The sequence below is a fragment of the Candidatus Krumholzibacteriia bacterium genome (assembly GCA_035268685.1).
Taxonomy (GTDB): Bacteria; Krumholzibacteriota; Krumholzibacteriia; order JAJRXK01; family JAJRXK01; genus JAJRXK01.
In genome coordinates this window covers 1-16,155 of record DATFKK010000046.1, presented here as the reverse complement: position 1 = coordinate 16,155, position 16,155 = coordinate 1, and the positions used below count along the sequence as shown (strand labels likewise).

Below are 16,155 nucleotides of genomic sequence, written 5' to 3'. Positions count from 1 at the left end.
CCGCCCTCGATTACATGGAAGACCTGTACGAGGAGTTCGAGAACTGGCCCCTGGTGCTGGCCGCCTACAACTCGGGCGATCGAAGGGTGCGCGAGACCATCGAGCACCAGGTGACCCGCGACTACTACGACATGGTGCTCCCGCGCGAGACCGAGGCCTACTGGTTCAAGGCCGCGGCGGCGAAGGTCCTGCTGTCGGAGCCGGCGCGCTACCAGCTCGAGCTACCCGACGACGGCTGGGCGCCGGTGGCCTGCGACACGCTCGAGATCCGCGTGCAGCGCAACCGGGTCCCGATCAAGGACCTCATCGCGAGCGCGGGGATCACCTACCGCGAACTCAAGCGCCTGAACCCCAGCTTCCGCACCACCTACCTGCCCAAGGGCGAGCACCGGGTGGTGGTGCCCACCGATCGTACCCCGGCCTTCGTGTCGGCGCTCGACAACCGGGTGCGGCTGCTGGGCCGGCGGACGGTGGGCCCGGAGGAGGCGGTCGACCTGGCGCGGGAACGGCCGGCATCGAACGGGCGGGTGACGACGCAGGAGGAGTGAGGCATCACGCTGCTGCACGAAGGCCCCGCCGGTCGGCGGGGCCTCGTGTGCACGTGGCGATGCGCGATGCGCCGGGTCAGCGATAGAGGCTCTTCACGGCGCCGAAGCTCGAGGCCTCGTTGTCGATCACCTCGAAGGCGAAGCCGAAGGTCAGCGCCTGCCGCGAGCCGCTGTTGGCGTTGTTGGAGATCTGGCTCAGCGAGCTGATCGAACCGGAGAACTGCAGGATTCCGTCGTGGAAGCTGCCGGTGGGCAACTGCAGGACGTTGCCCGACACGGTCGCGGCGCCGAGGCCGGCCACGATGGTGAAGGGCTGATCGAACTCGTACCGGAACGTCGGCGGAGCACCGGGGTTCGGGCCACGCCAGAACTTGCAGTACAGGAGCAGGTCGGTGACCGGCGCGCCGAACGTCGCCGTCCAGTTCTGGTCGAAGCCGTAGTCCAGGGCCTCCTGGTTCGCGATCAGCGCGAACGGATCGTAGTCCGGACCGCTGAGGTCGAAGTCGGCGATGGAGGGCTCGTTGCCAGCGACGCCGATGTTGGTGACGTCGACGGTGATCCCGTTCAGGTTGCCCTGGGCCGTGCTGGCGGTGACGCTCTGCCAGTCGGTGCCCACGACGATCGCCTGGGCGAGCGCCGTTCCCGGAAGGAGCGCCGCGAGGAAGAGGGCCATGACCGTGCGATGAAGCATGTTTCCGTCCTTTGCATGACGATGTGAACGTCGGGCGCAGTCTCACGAATTGAGAACGATTGTTGCAAACCGTTCCGATCGGGGCAATCGCCGGCTCTACGCCTTCCGGTGCCGGATGGGTGGGCGGCGGGGCCGAAGCCCCGCCGGTCGCGTGGATCCGAGGATCCACGACCCAGCCGGATCGTGACTACTGCACGAGCACGGCCTTCCTGGTGTCGCGGAAGCCCTCGGTGACGGCCTTGACCAGGTACACACCGCTGGCGACGCTCGAGCCGCGGTCGTCCCGACCGTTCCACTCGAGGTTCAGATCAGCGGTCTGGGCGACGCCGACGTGCAGCGTCTTGACCAGCTCACCCCGCACGTTGAACACCTCGACCCTGGCCTCCATGCCCGCCCTGGGCAGGGCGAAGCGGACCGTGGTCTTGGGGTTGAACGGGTTCGGAGCCACGGAGAGTGTGGCCTCGCGAGCGCTCGGAGCGGTCGTGGCATCACCCGGGATGCCCGGGTTCTCGCCCAGGTACGTCAGGATCTCCTCGAGCAGCAGGGTGCGAGTGCTCACCCCTGGTACCGCACGGGAGACGTCGTCGTAGAGCGACACGAACCCGAACGGGAAGGTGATGTCCACCTTGCGGTCGACGCCGGCGGCACGGTCGAACACCACACCCGCGGCGATCCCCGGGTACACCGTACCGGAACCCGGATCCACGAAACCATGCGAAGCCGAGGACCCGGCGCCGACCGGCGCGATGTCGTCGAATCCGTTGAGGCCGGGGCAGCCACCGTAGGCGATGAATCCGGTGTCGAAGCCGGCCACGTTGCCCGTCGGCTGGACGACCGGAGCCGTCTGGCCGCCGATGTCCGGACGGACGTTGGAGCCGTTCACGGTGATGCCCATCACGGTCTGCACGTACGTACCGCCCTCGGTCGGGCTGTCGTTCAGCAGACCCGAACCGAGCTGGTCACCGAAGTACACCGTGTTCCGCTGACCGGCGAGGTTCTTCCAGCTGGTCATCACGAGAAGATCCGGGCTCTTGTCGTTCTGACCCTCGTTCGAACCGTCGCTCATCAGGAAGGTGCCCAGGTCACCGGACAGGTACACGATGGTGCTGTAGCCCGCGAGCTGATCGGCGGTGGCACCGTGGCCACGACGATCACCCAGCGAGTTGTTCACACCGGCCGAACCGATGCCGTTCGAGACACCCGAGCTCGGACCCTGCGTCGTGTAGCTGTCCCAGTCACGACCCTCGAGCAGACCGAGCTGGTTGAACGCACTCACGAAGTCGTTCTCACCACCGCGGCGACCGAAGTCGTTCCAGACCAGCACGCTCGGCTGATCACCCGCCGGATCGGTGATCGTCGGCAGGGCGCGGACGGTCCACTGGCGGTTGTAGTCGCTCTGACCGTTGGCATCCCACTGGCCGAAGCCGTCGACGTTGCCCGGCAGCGTGGTCACGCGGCCGTCACTGTCGGTGGCCTCGATGTAGTAGTGCAGGACGTCGCCCGGGTACATGAAGTCCTCGTCGGGCAGGTCCACGAAGAACGTCTCTTCGGAGACGGTCCCCGCCGAGCCGACGGCACTGTCGGCCAGCGACTCACCCGTCCAGACCTCGGACCCGTTGACGATGGTCCCGGTGACCACGTTCTCGTCCTTCGCACGCGCCGGAGCGGTACGAATGGCGTTCTCGAACGTGGGGTTCAGACGCAGGGCCCACTTCATGCGCAGGTCCTGGATCGCCGTTCCGGCAATCACAGCACGGGCGTCGACGATGACCGAGTCCCCGGGAACGTTCACGTCACCCGAGCTGATGTCGCGCGCCATGTCGAAGGGCACGTCCAGCAGGTCACGGGAGGCCTGGTCGGCCGCGCTGATCTCACCGCTGACGGGGAAGCCGTCGTTGGCCAGATCGATGGTCCGGGCGGTCATGCTGATCCCGCCGATGCGGTACTTGTAGAACCGCACGTCGTCGAACAACGGAGCCGGCGTGGCGTCCGCGCCCGGGAAGCCGAAGTTCGACGCCAGGTCGATGCCGCCGAGTGCCAGCTGGACCTGCTCCACGTCCTGCGGAACCAGGTCGGTGGTGTTGTTCGTCTTGCGGAAGTACTGACCCGGGCCAATGTGCAGGAAGTTGCGGTCGACCCAGGGACCCCACACACCGTCCACGCGCGAGCGGATGTGCCACACGTAGAAGATACCGTTGGCGAGCGGGTTGTGGCGCCACACCGTGAACGAGTAGGCCGAACCCGAGACGTCGGCGCCGTCGTCGGCGGTCCCCGGGAGGTCCCAGTCGAACTCGGGGCTCCACACCTCGTTGTTCATGTTGACTTCGCCGAGGCTCAGGCCGCCGTTGTAGTTGAACACGAAGCCGCCCGGGATCCCGTAGGACCAGTTGTCCGAGGTCGTGCCGCCGGTGCTGGCGAGACCGTTGGTGCCCGGTCCGTTGTTCGGCTCCTGACCGTAGTCGATGAAGCCGACCTGCGGGGTCGGGTTCCCGACGCACGGATCGATGTCAGCGAAGCCAGCGAACACGTCGGCGAAGTTGCCCGCGAAGGGCTCCTTGTCCGGGGTCCACAGGTACGGGCCGCCACCCTCGAAGTCCTCGAACTCGGCGCCGAGGCTGCTGGTGACGGTGATGTCGTCGACCTGCGTGGCGCCGCTGCCCACGAAGTCGCCGTCCTCGTCCGAGAACGCGCCGTCCGACTCGAAGCGGATGCGGATCCGGATCTGATCGCCGTTCGGGCCGGCGTAGTCGTTCCCCGCGTACACGATCGAACCGGTGGCCACCTGCGAGAACTGCACACCCGGGCTCGGGAAGACACCGGTCACGGGGTCCTTGTTGGTGCCCGAGATCTCGAGGATGCCGACCCAGGTGCCCGCCACTTCGTACTCGACGTGCACGAAGTCGAACCCGACCTCCGTGTCGTAGTTGAAGAAGAAGTCGAGGTCGACGGTCTGACCCACCGTCTGGTCGGCCAGCGGGGCCGACTCGTACAGCAGGACGTCGTTCCAGTTGTTGCCGTATCCCGGAGCATCGCTCCAGCCCGCGGTCGCCGGAATGCCCGCCTCGAGACCCGACCACATGGCGTTGTTGCCAGCGCCGTTGCCGTTCAGGTTCTCGGCGTTGAACGTGTTGACCTGCCAGTAGTTCGGCTGATCGGTCCGGTCGACGCCCGTCCAGTCGCCCGGGTTCGGGCTCAGGCCGCGCGGGCTCACGCCCAGCGGATCCTCGAACTTACCCTCGACGTACTCGTCACCGGAACCGGGGACGCCGTCGGGGTCGCGGACGAGACGCCGCTCACCGCCGTAGAGATCGAAGGTGTCAGGGCCAGCGGCCTCGCGCAGAAGGAGGCTCTGGCTGCTCGTGGCGCTGGAGAGGACCGTGCCCTCTCCCTGAACCGCGAAGTGCAGCTCGCTGACATCCGTCGAGGGACTCTTGGTGGCGGCCATCGCCGTGCCGGCGGCCATGACCATCACGAGGCACGACGTCCGTGACAGGGATCGCTTCATGCTTCGCCTCCCTTCCCATCGTCGGGCGGATGGCGAAGGTGTGGAGGAGATCGCCGATCGATCGACGAAAGACGTGGCTCCCCCGGACACCGCGGCCGACCACGATCGGGGGCCGTCTTCGCTGGAGTGTACTGCCGCGGAGTTCACGTGCACAACCCGGCCGTGCATGCGGGGTGGCGTGGTCAGCTCGGCGCATCCCCGCCGATCCGTACGTTGAGTCCCAGGCGCAGCCCCCGGTCCGAGTCGAGCAGGTCCGACCCGGCGAGGCCGATCCAGAAGCCTCCGGCCTCGAGCGCGGCCTCTCCGAGACGCAGCCCGAGGGTCATCTCGGGCATCACACCGAAGAAGTAGTTCACGTCGTCGACGCCTTCGATGGCCTCGCTCCCGGTGACCAGGTTGAGCGCGGCACCGACGTACGGTCCGCGTCGCTCGGCATCGCGGAAGGCCCGTAGCCACAGCGGCGCGGCGATGCCGAACATGCTGGCGTCCACGAACCGATCGGTGTCCTCGAGGGCGAGGTAGCGGGCGCCCAGGCCGAAGCCGTATTCGGTCGCGCCCTCGCGGGGCTGGAACATCCGCTGGAAGACGAGTTGGCCGCCTCCGGAGATGTCCTCGCCGGCAACCAGGGCCGTGGCGGCGATCTCGTCGCGGTGGGGGAGCGGTCCGGGTTCGCTGGAGGCGGCGGTGATCTCGCGCGCCCCGGCGGGTCTGTCTCCGGAGCGAGCGTCGGGCGGGCTCGTCGATCCGGTCGACGTTCCTTCGTCCGGCGCTGCGTCCGCGGCGAGGGACCGGAGAACGTCGAGACGTGTGTCGGGTCCGACACGGACGAGATCGTCGGCATGCGGTCGGAGAAGGGCTTCCGTGAAGTCCTTCGTACAGGCCGCGAGGGCATCGGCCAGGGCATCGTCGAGGACACTGGTGGCGTCCAGACCCGACCGTTCGACGTCGGCGCGGGCGCGCACCGAGAGCGTGCGTCCTTCCTTCTCCAGGAGGTGGTAGCGCAGGCTGACCCGGGCGCGGGCGGCCTCCCCGAAGAGACCGTGGTTCTCCCAGACGGTCAGCGTGTCGACGCTCACCGTCACCGCGATCGGGGCCGGCTCGTCGGTCGAGGAGTCGGGAGCGGGTCCGAGCACGCGCTGGACGGCGTCGTGGACGAGCTCGGCCACGGGCTCGGCGGCGTGCACCGTGGCGTGGCGGTTGAACATCCCCGTGCGGGCCTCCCCGAGATGATCGGCGGCGCGTGCGCCGCGGCGGTCGCTGACCTCCAGAACCCGGGTGGGAGGAGCCGCGGGTTCCATGGATTCCAGGGACGGCATGTCCGGCGCGAGCTCCAGGTGCACCCGGCTGCTTCCGCAACCGGTGGCCAGGAGGAGGGAGGCGAGCAACAGGAGCAGGCCGGAGGGGGTTCGTCCGTTCACGACGGGGCCTCGCGCGTCAGGGGGGACGCTCGGCCCACGGGGCGCCGGGCGGTCGAAGGCTCGACGGATGTCGCGACGACGCGTCGATCGTAGTCCGATCGATGTCGTGGGTCCATGGGCGGGGCGCCGCCGGCGAGGGTTGGGGACCGTCCGGAGTCGGTCTCGGCGCGCTGAAGTCGGTTGGTCGGAGAAGCCTCTGACTTCCGGTGCGGAAGTGTCCGGTCTTCCGGCGTGGAACATCCCCAGGTGTCACTCGGCCGTTCCACGCGTGGGCGTGCGGAGTCGCCATCGCCGAGAGCGGTCTGCCGGTTCTCGAGGGACTGCATCCACGCCGGGCTCATCTGACGTTGCGCGCATTGGTGTTCTCGCCCTTCCGCAGGCGTACATGGCCCGTGGCGAGGCGTCAGCGGGAAGACCCATCGTCCCGTCCCCCGGTCATGCTCTCCAAGGCCTCTACGGTGCGCGGATCCAGGACGATGGGTTCCTGCTCGAGCCAGATCCCGCGTGCCGCCATCTCGCGCACGGGCCTTGGTGCGAAGTCGAGATCGAGATCCGGTGGCCAACCACCCCGGAGCCCACGGGAATCGGCTGATCGGAGCCAGAAATCCGGAAGGAACCACTTCAGATCCGGCACCCGTCGACGCAGGCTCAGCAGGATGCGAACACCGTTCGGGTCGAGGTCGCCGAAATGGATGATCGGGACGCCGATGACGCGATCGAGCAGGTGACCGGCCGTCGCCGTGTCCCATCCCGGGACGTGGACCAGCAACCAATCCGGCGGCGCGGGGAGATCCCTCCAGGCCCCGAGATTCTCGACCAGCAGGACGGCGCGGATCTCGCCCTCGAGAACGAGTCCGTCGAGAAACGCCCGTTCGGGAATCGACACCTCGCCGAGCACGGCGGCCGTCGCGCCGAGGTCGATGCCCCCGGCCGGCGTGTGGGCCGACAACCCCGCGGGCGGACGCAAGCGGACCGAACCGTCGTGGGTCGGATCACTGGTCCCGAGCGCACCCCTTCTGGTCGTCGTCAGAGAGGCCTTCGAGTGCGGGGCCGTCAGCGCCGCCGCGGTGCGCCGGTTGATGCGCTCGGGAAGATCGTCCAGGTCGGCCACGCTCCGGGCACGCCGGTGGTCGAGGAGCCGCGCGTGGCCCTCGGGAGTCGGGGGGAGTCCCGCGGCAACCAGGTCGGCGAGGACGTCCCGCCAGATCGGCCATGCCCGATCGATCAAGTCCACCAGTTCGGATCTGCGCGCTTCCACCACGCCGATCTCGTCACGGCGACCGGTGGCCCGGGTCCAGGAAAGTTCGTCGAGGGCTTCGAAGGCCTCGCGTTGGGCGCGCCGACGCTTGAGCCGACTTCGCGAGAGCAGTTCCAGCAGCGCCAGGCGAGCGTCTTCGCTGTCCCAGATCACGCGTCGGCCCTCGTTCTGCGCCCACTCACCAGGACCTCCTCGCGCCCGTCCTCGTCGACGCGTCGGACCAGACGATAAGTCGTGTTCCCGTCCGCTCGGGCCACCTCGGGGGCTGCGATGAGCAATTGCAGATCGAGGGTCCGGCACAGGTCGAACAACACACCGAGGTTGTCGTGCGAGAGGCGATTGGCCTCGTCGAGGAAGAGGAAACGCAGCGAGCCCATCGCGCGATTACCACGCAGGATGTTCGCGTCGCGCTCCCACTCCGTGAGGACGACCATCATGAGCGCGGCGCCCACGCCAATCGCCTCCCCAGTGGACAGCCGCGTCGGATTGGCGATCTCCCAATCGGCGTCGGCACGACGACGGATCTCCACCTGCAGATGGACGTACTCACGGTAGTCCAACAGACGCGGCCCTCCGGAACGCCCGCCACCGTAGCGGCGGAAGATCTCGTCCAGCGCCTCTTCGATGGGAAGGTTCTCCTGGAACAGCAGTCCCTGGACTGCACCTTCGCGCAGAGATCGCAGCACGCGCTCCATACGTTCGACCGGCTGGAGTTTGACCCGGATCCCGCCGATGCTGCCGAAGCGAACGTCGTCGAGGTTCCGATTCAAGCGCTGGATCTGTCCCCTCGCCTTGCGGATCTGCACGTCGATCCCGCGCGCCACGTCCTCGCTGGCGCCACGGAGATCGTCTTCTTGCCGTGTCAGACGTTCTTCGAGCCCGGTCAGTTGGTCACGCAGTCGCAAGAGCGCCTCGCGCGGGTCGTCGACGTCCGCCACCTGGGCCGGCAGACGACGACGCAACCAATCGCGTACGGCGAGCCAGAGGTCGAGGTAGACGTCGGCGAAGGCGAGGTCGGCACCCTCTGGATCTCGGTCCACACGGGCGAGAAGCTCCTGCGCTCCGTGCGCAGCACGTAATCTCTCGACCAGGACCGCCTTCTGCTTGTGCGCCTCCTGGACCAGGTTCACGTGTCCTCGTATCTCGCTGACGGCACGGTCCCCAGGAGCATTGAGCGAAGCGAGTAGCCCGTGCTCTTCGACGGCCTCTCGCAAGCGGTCCCAGCGATCCAGAGCCGGTGCGGCTTCGCGACCTTCGACCCCGACTCTCTCCTCCGCGAGGTCCGTCTCGCGATCCGCTTGCGCTTTCTCCGCCTCGCAACGCCCCTTCCTGGTGTTCAGGGCGTCGAGTTCGGCCTTGAGCGACCGGGCCTCCTCCTTCAGGTGTTCCCGCTCGCGACGAGCATCCTTCACCTTCGCCTCGCTCGGATCCGCTACGCCCAGAGCGTCGAGGTCACGTTCGGCCGTCGCGAGCCCCGCGACCACGGCCCGACGGCGACCGTCGGAATCCTGCCATTCGGCGGTGGCCCGCTCGTACTCTTCCTGAGCCATCTCGGCCGCCGATTCCGCCTCGTCGAGAGCCCTCTCGGCCCTGCGTAGCTGCTCCTCGAGGGCCGGGACGAGCGACTGGCGCTCCTCGAGCCGTTCGGAAGCGTCGTCCCAGGCCAGCGCCTCGACGTGAGTTTCGACGGCCTCCATCGCCTCGATCGCCGCGTCGAGGCGTTCACTCTCGTCGGAGAGACGTGTGAGTTCGGCCTCGAGATCCGCCACGTCATCCTCCGACAGAGGGGTTCTCCGGAGCGCGTCGAGCGCGTCCTCGACCACCCTGGCCGCATCCGCACACCGGCGCGTCTCGGCCTGCGCGGCATGGGCCGCCTCGTGCTCCTCCTCGAGAAGGTCGCGCCGGCGCGCGTGGTCAGGAGGATCGAGGAGAACCGCGTTGCCAAGCAGAGTACGCAGCGCTCGAAGTCGCAGCGCGAGCGTCTCCGCGATCTCCCGATGCCGCCGAGCCTCCTCTCGGAGCGTTTGCTCTTGCGCCTGCACCTCCATGAGCCGGCGCCGGAGGACGGCGAGTTCCGGTTCGGGATCACCCTCCGCCCAGATCGACTGACTCGCGAGCAGGGTCTCGCCGTCCTCGCGCAGGCGCTCGAGACCGCGCCGTTCGGTCCGCGAGGACTCGATCCGCGTGTCCAGGGTGCTCGCCTCCTCCCGGAGTTCGACCGCGCACTGCTCCCGGGCGCGGCGACCGAGTCGGGGGCGAGTCGGGATCCGGGTGACGCGGGTGGCCCGATCCCCCGGAACCACGATGTCGGTCTGCTCCACTGCGTCCGGCCCCTCGACGAGGTCCGGGCCGACCGCGTCGTCGTCACGACCCACCAGCCACACCTCGTTCAGGGACGCCGGACGATCGCGGATCTGACGGGCAGCCACGGCCGGATCGTCGACCACGAGAGCTCGTACCAGAGGGCCGAGCCTCGCCTCCAGGATGGACGCGTCTTCCAACGACACGTCCTCGAACACGCTCGCCAGGAGTTCTGCTCCCAGGGCGTCCTTGAGCCGCAACAGCTCGGGATCGAACGGGCCGCCAGCAGACAGCAGCTCCCGTGCTTCGGTGTGCAGGCGCTCGCGCTCTTCGGTGAGCGAAGCCTGATCGGCCTCGACGGTCGTGAGGCGCCGGGCCACCAGCGCGCGCGCTTCCCGGAGTTCCTCCATCGATGTCACCGGGCGCCCGAGCTGTTCGGCGAGGTGCTCCGCGCGCGCCGCGAGATCGAGCCAGACCGGTCGGCGTTCGCCGAGCTCCTCCTGACGGGCACGCAGGCCTTCCAGGTCTCCCCGGCACGCCGCGGCGTCCGACAGGGCTTCACGCTCGCCCTCGAGGAGACGCTCCCGCTCCCGCTCCGTTTCCTCCAGGTGCTCTGCCAGCTCCAATTGGGCCGGCCGCGTCCCGGAGAGCGACAGGTCCAGAGCCTCGAGCCGTGAGTGGGCTTCGGCCTGGCGAAGGGCCAGTTTCCGGGCCTCGTCGAGCTCGGTGGCGATGCGCGCGCGACGTTCGGAGAGAGCTTGCAGATCACGGAACCGGCGCAGCCGTTCGAGGGCGATTCCGTGGGCGTCCTTCGGATCGACCGTGGCGTCGGCGAGCCGGGCGAGCGCCTCGAGGGCTACCACGTGTTCCCGGCGGTGTTCCCTGGCGTCGGCGATCCGCTGCTTCGACCGTCGCCGCTCACCGTCGACCCGCTCCAGCTCCGCTTGGTTCTCGGCCCGTTTTTCGTCGATGGCGTCGACGGGGAGGTCGGCGACCCCGAGCAACCGTTCGGCCTCGCGCTTGCGGCGGACCACCTGACGGTACGCTGCTGCACGCCTGTGCAGTTCGTCGAGTCCACGTTGAAGGTCGGCAAGTCCGGCGCTGGCCCGCTTGTGGTCGTCACGGCAGCGCCGCACCGCCTCGCGCGAGCGCTCCTGCATCGCATGCCGACCCGCCCGTCTCTCGGCGGCCTTCCCCTCCTCGGCCTCGGCCGTGGAGAGTTCGTCCCGCCGACGGGCGACCTCGCGGGCCGCCTCCAGGGCCTGCTCGAGCCGGCGAAGGCCTTCCTCGGCTGCTTCCAGCTCCCGGGTGAGGGCTTCCTGGCGGGTTCCTCGACTGTCGAGCAGAGCGTCGACGCGCGCGAGGAGATCATCCGCCTCGGCCCGTCGCTTCCTCGCCTCCAGCAGGGCGTGTTCCGCCTCGGCCAGACGACGGCGCCGCTCGTCGGCGCGCTCACGGGTCGCCAGGTAGGCCGCGGCGAACATGGACTGTCCGGACTCGAACACCCCACCGATCTCGCGCTCGAGGCGCTGTGACTCCTGCACCTCGGTGCGTGTACGCCGGCAGGCGTCGAGATTCGCCTTCATGCGCTGGAGGGTGTTGGCCAGCCCTCTCTCCTCCTTGAGCAGGAAGGATCGCAACTCCGAGGTGAGCGTGCGTGAGATCCCGCCGGTCATGCTCGTACGCAACATTTCGTTGAGCTTGTTGCGTTCCTCGTCAGTGCCCAGGCGGAGCGGCGTGACACCGTGCTCGAACAGGGCCGCGAAGTAGTCACGCGCCGTGGAGAAGACCTGCAATCGTCCACCGGCACGCGCCACGTTCTCGCGCAGCTCGCTCAGCTCGGGAACCAACTCCTGTTCTCCCTGCGCCAGGAGCAAGACGTCCTGCAATCGTGCCTCGGAGGCGAGCCCGGTGATGACGAACGGTGTCGGTTCGACCGTCGGCTCGCCCTTGCGCTCGAGATGGACACCCGCCACGAGCCGCTGGTCGGGCGCGACGAGGAAGTCGGCCGCCGCGTAGGAAGGGCGTCCCGATTCGCCGAGACGCCCCCAGATACCCTTGTCCCCGCCCGTGGCCCCGGTTTCGCCGAGATTCGTGAACCGCAGACGCGACATGTCGGGCAGGAGCACGACGTAGGCGGCGATCATCACCGTCGTCTTTCCCGCCCCGTTCGCCCCCTCCAGGGCTGTCACGTGACGGTCGACCAGGTAGCGCTCGTAGAAGACGCCCCTCCAGTTGACGAGGGCAAGAGCCTGCGCGCGCGTTCGACTCATTCCACGATCTCCTCGTCGTCCTCGTCGTCGAGAACGACCTCGCCGCGTCGAACCAACTGCTCGAGGGCGACGTCCCGGTCGCTCAGATCGCGGACCGGCTCGGCGAAGCGCATCAGGGCGGGACGCAGCCGGATCGTCCCGTCGTCCAGCACGTCGATGAAACCCAGTTCGGCGAGCCGACGAAGGGCATCGCCCACCTTCGTGCGCACGGTCTCGGCAGCGATGCGTTCGTCGAACTTCCTGCGTCTCGGATTGAGTGTCCGTACGAGGGTCTCGGTTCCCACGAGGCCGGCGAGTCGCTGCAGGAGCGCCTCACGGCGTACCACACCCCCGTGTTGCAGCGTCGCGGGGTCCAGGTACAGCAGGGCCAGGGTCTGGCCGACGAGCATCTCCCCGGCCGAGAGTTGCCGTCGCCCAAGGCGATCCCCCGAGGGAAGGAGATAGAAGTAGCCGTCCGCCTGCTGCACGAGTTCGCAACCGAACCGCCGGTAGAAGGGCTCGAGATGGTCGAGGGCGTCCACGAGGTAGTCGTAGACGGTACCGTCGTCACGTCCCACGTGGCGGCCGCGTCGCAGCGCGAGGTCCACCTCCGGAAAGTGCTCGTCGGCGATGACCTCCTCGAGGGACCCGAAACCGGACGTCTTCACTGCGTCTTCTCCTCGTCGAGCATCTTGTCTTCCTGCGCGGGAAGCTCCCAGTCCTCCAACTCCAGATCCTCTGCGACCGGCCGCCAAGATCGTTCGCGGTCACTGCGGGGCCGAGCGACGCGGGCGAGCTCCTCCGCAGTGCGCCCGGCGATCGCGTAGCGAGAAGCAGTCGGGCAACGGGGAAGCACCCACTCCGTGACCTCCGCCAACGACACGGCACCGGCCTCCAGGGCCTGTGCGACCAGTGTCGAGAGAGCCAGACCGGCGTCCTCGGGATCCACGAACTCCGGAGCCACCTCGCGGTCGGCCCGGGGTCGAGTGACCGGCGGCTTCTCGACCCGCGACTGGAGCGGACGCAAGAGCCGGATCGACGGCGCTGCGGCCACCACCAGGTGGAAGGGCCGCGACGTCCAGTTCGCGACCTGATCACGCAGGCGTTGGCTGAGCGCCCGGTCGGGATCGAGGCGAACGACGTCGCGCAGATAGCGGTGGACGTACTGATAGTACTCCGACCACGCCTGCTGCCGAGCACCTCCCCAGGCTCCGATCCGGTCGACGTGCTCGATCACTCGCTGGACTGCCTCCTCGGGCTCGGCCCTCTCCGCCTCGATGGCCAGCGCCTGGATCTCCTGCAGAAGAGCCACGAAGTGGTGCGTGTCGCGCAGGAGGACCTCGTTCAGCTCTCCAAGCGTCTCGGTCGTGGTGTCGAGCAGTGACTGGCAGCGATCGACGGCTCCGAACCAATCCGACTGCAGGAGTCCGGCGATCTCCGCCTGGACCTCTTCCTGCTGGCTGTCGAGACCTCGTTGACGCCGCTCGATGCCACCCACCAGGTCGCCTACCGTGATCCGCAGAGGTGCTACGACCCACTGATTCCACGCCTCCTCGGTGTCGGCGCGACGGGCGGCCGCGAGTATCTCGGCGAGCTGGGCGCGCAGGGTTGCGGTGAGGAGGGTCAGGCTCTCACGAGTGAGAGCCTCGTCCGCGAGGAAGTACTCGACCACCGCCGCGGCCAGCCGCGTCAGCGCGTACTCGCCGGACCGAACGATGCCCGCCCCGTCCACCCGGGCCAGCATCCGCTGGTCGCGGAGCCGCTGGATCGCATGCGTCGCTCGTTTGCGCGGCCTTTCCGCTCCCGGGTCGACCAGGTCGCAGACCTGCTCGAACATGTCGACGAGGACGTCTTCCTCGAAGGACGCCAGCGCCGCCCGATCGGCGCGGAGGTACAATCCGGCGAGAAAGCACAGATCGACCGTCTTCAGGTCGAGACTGACCTGGTCACGAGCGAGCGCGGCAAGCAGACGACTCGGATCGGCGGTCATCGCGGGGGCATGGGCAGGCGTCGGTGGAACGGCGGGAGGATTCTCCCCTCTGGTATGACCATACTGCTCGACCGAGGTGCTGTCACGCGGCGCCGAGCCGAGGGCGGGCCCAGACTCGGTGAACCCGGGTCCGGTCACGGACCGACGAGCACCCCGGGCGGCCTCGCGGGCCACCCGTTGCCCCACCCGGGGCGGATGCCCTATCGTCGGGCGCCGCGTGACGCCCCCCGGAACGCGCACTCGAGTCGCCGGAGCCGATCCATGGATTCCGACAGCATCAAGATCGTCGAGCGCCTCGATGTCTGCGAGTTCCGCCATTACGTCCCCGACCTCGTCGGCACGAGGGTCCTCGAGATGCGGATCCGCCTCGTCGATGCTTTCCTCGTCGCCCAGGACACCTTCATCGATCTGTCGGGCGCCGAGGTGGAGACGTGGACGGTGGGCTACCAGTCGGTGATCTGGACCCACGGGCCGACGGGAGAGGTCTTCGAGGACTTCGTGGTTCCGACCGCGCCGTGAAGGTGCGCGCCGCGCGGAAACCGTCGATCGGAGGAGATCACAACTCCCGATCGTGAAGACGGCCGCCCGATCCCCTAGGGTGGAGTCGGACTTCCGATCCGGTGCGCCTCGACCGTCGCGGCGAGCCGGCGAGCCCGGCGAGAGGATTCTCCGTGGCCCACCACACGCTGAAGAACGGTCATGACCGCTTCACCGACCGCCTGAACCGTTTTCCCCAGGGGGCGCCGCCGTCGAAACACCTGCGGCGCATCCTCGAACTCCTGATGGACGAGCGCGAGGCCGAGTTGCTGTCGCTCGTCCCGATCCGCCCGTTCACCGCCGAACGTGCGGCCCGCGCGTGGAAGACGAGCGTTGCCGACGCGCGCACCGTACTCGACGAACTCGCCAGTCGCGCACTGCTGGTCGACGTCGTCCGCGACGACGGAACGACCTACGTGTTGCCACCGCCGATGGCCGGCTTCTTCGAGTTCTCCCTGATGCGCGTCCGCGACGACCTCGATCAACGGCAGTTGAGCGAACTCTTCCACGAATACCTGAACGTCGAGGAGGACTTCGTCCGCGCGCTCTTCGCGGATGGCACCACGCAGCTCGGTCGCGTGTTCGTGCAGGAGCCGATGCTGCCGCGCGACGACACCCTCGAGGTGCTCGACCACGAACGCGCCACCGAGGTGATCGAGACGGCCACCCACATCGGCGTGGGCCTGTGCTACTGCCGCCACAAGATGCACCACCTCGATCGCGCCTGCGACGCGCCATTGGACATCTGCATGACCTTCAATTCGGCGGCCGAGTCACTCTGTCGTCACGGCCATGCCCGGACGATCGACGCGCACGAGTGCAAGGACCTGCTCGAACGGGCCTACGAGCACGGCCTGGTCCAGTTCGGTGAGAACGTCCAGCAGCGCGTGAGCTTCATCTGCAACTGCTGCGGCTGCTGCTGCGAGGCCATGATCGCGGCACGACGCTTCGCCGAGATGCGTCCGATCCACACCACGAACCATCTGCCCGAGGTCGACCGGGACGCCTGCAACGGGTGTTCGCGATGTGTCGACGCCTGTCCGGTCGAGGCGCTGACGCTGGTGTCGGCGAACGACCCCGTGGCACCGCGACGGCGGACCGCTCGGGTGGCGGACGACGCGTGCCTCGGATGCGGCGTGTGTGTTCGATTCTGCACGCGGGGCGCGATTTCGCTCCGCCCGCGGGCCGCGCGCGTGATCACACCCGTGAACAGTGCCCATCGCTATGTGCTCATGGCGATCGAGCGCGGAAAGCTCCAGAACCTGGTCTTCGACGACCAGCTGCTCGCGAGCCATCGGGCGATGGCTGCCGTGCTGGGGGCGATCCTGGCCCTGCCGCCGGTGAAGAGAGCGCTGGCGAGCGAGCAGGTGAGGTCGCGGTACCTGGCGAGGTTGTGCGAGAAGGTCGAGGCGGGGTGAGGAGGGCCGGGGCGACCCGACCTCGGCAGGGGAATCGTTCGCCGCGGGGGTGGCGCGAGTTCGCCGGCGCGACGACTCGCTACGACGAATCCGGCTGGCGCGCGCTCTCGATCGCATCGTCGAGCACACGTCCGAGTTCCGCGCTGTGGGGATTGGTGGCGGCGGAGAATCGCGCACGCACGCGGCCCTCGGCGTCGATCAACAGCTTCGTGTAGGGCACTTCGACGTCGCCGAACG

General features: G+C 68.4%; 10 protein-coding genes. 3 read left to right on the top strand and 7 right to left on the bottom strand.

Annotation, left to right across the window (positions count from 1 at the left end; all coding sequences use genetic code 11):
* Positions 1-548 (top strand): transglycosylase SLT domain-containing protein (locus tag VKA86_05185; GenBank protein ID HKK70591.1); only part of this gene is annotated, 548 nt, incomplete at its 5' end.
* A gap of 76 nt (positions 549-624) precedes the next feature.
* Here VKA86_05185 and VKA86_05180 read toward each other — a convergent pair.
* The 7 genes from VKA86_05180 to VKA86_05150 form a co-directional block, all read right to left on the bottom strand.
* Positions 625-1,239, bottom strand: coding sequence for a hypothetical protein (locus VKA86_05180; GenBank protein ID HKK70590.1), 615 nt, complete (start codon positions 1,237-1,239; stop codon positions 625-627).
* Between the two features lie 187 nt (positions 1,240-1,426).
* Positions 1,427-4,744, bottom strand: a complete 3,318-nt coding sequence (locus VKA86_05175) for a FlgD immunoglobulin-like domain containing protein (GenBank protein ID HKK70589.1) — start codon at positions 4,742-4,744, stop codon at positions 1,427-1,429.
* 182 nt (positions 4,745-4,926) lie between these two features.
* Positions 4,927-6,162: a hypothetical protein gene (locus tag VKA86_05170; GenBank protein ID HKK70588.1), complete on the bottom strand. Its 1,236-nt coding sequence runs from the start codon at positions 6,160-6,162 to the stop codon at positions 4,927-4,929.
* Positions 6,163-6,565: 403 nt separating this feature from the next.
* Complete coding sequence (locus tag VKA86_05165) at positions 6,566-7,573, bottom strand: Wadjet anti-phage system protein JetD domain-containing protein (protein ID HKK70587.1); 1,008 nt, start codon at positions 7,571-7,573, stop codon at positions 6,566-6,568.
* The gene (mukB, locus tag VKA86_05160) at positions 7,570-11,994 is read right to left on the bottom strand and encodes a chromosome partition protein MukB (protein ID HKK70586.1); all 4,425 of its coding nucleotides are present in this window, start codon (positions 11,992-11,994) and stop codon (positions 7,570-7,572) included. The genes VKA86_05165 and mukB overlap by 4 nt, the downstream gene beginning before the upstream one ends.
* The gene (locus VKA86_05155; protein ID HKK70585.1) at positions 11,991-12,641 is read right to left on the bottom strand and encodes a chromosome partition protein MukE; all 651 of its coding nucleotides are present in this window, start codon (positions 12,639-12,641) and stop codon (positions 11,991-11,993) included. The genes mukB and VKA86_05155 overlap by 4 nt, the downstream gene beginning before the upstream one ends.
* The gene (locus tag VKA86_05150; GenBank protein ID HKK70584.1) at positions 12,638-13,963 is read right to left on the bottom strand and encodes a condensin subunit MukF; all 1,326 of its coding nucleotides are present in this window, start codon (positions 13,961-13,963) and stop codon (positions 12,638-12,640) included. Before VKA86_05150 ends, VKA86_05155 begins: the two co-directional genes overlap by 4 nt.
* 261 nt (positions 13,964-14,224) lie before the next feature.
* Between VKA86_05150 and VKA86_05145 the strand changes: the two genes are divergently transcribed.
* Together VKA86_05145 and VKA86_05140 are read left to right on the top strand one after the other, a co-directional pair.
* Complete coding sequence (locus VKA86_05145; GenBank protein ID HKK70583.1) at positions 14,225-14,482, top strand: hypothetical protein; 258 nt, start codon at positions 14,225-14,227, stop codon at positions 14,480-14,482.
* 152 nt (positions 14,483-14,634) lie between these two features.
* Positions 14,635-15,918, top strand: a complete 1,284-nt coding sequence (locus VKA86_05140; GenBank protein HKK70582.1) for a 4Fe-4S dicluster domain-containing protein — start codon at positions 14,635-14,637, stop codon at positions 15,916-15,918.
* The last annotated feature ends 237 nt before the right edge of the window (positions 15,919-16,155 follow it).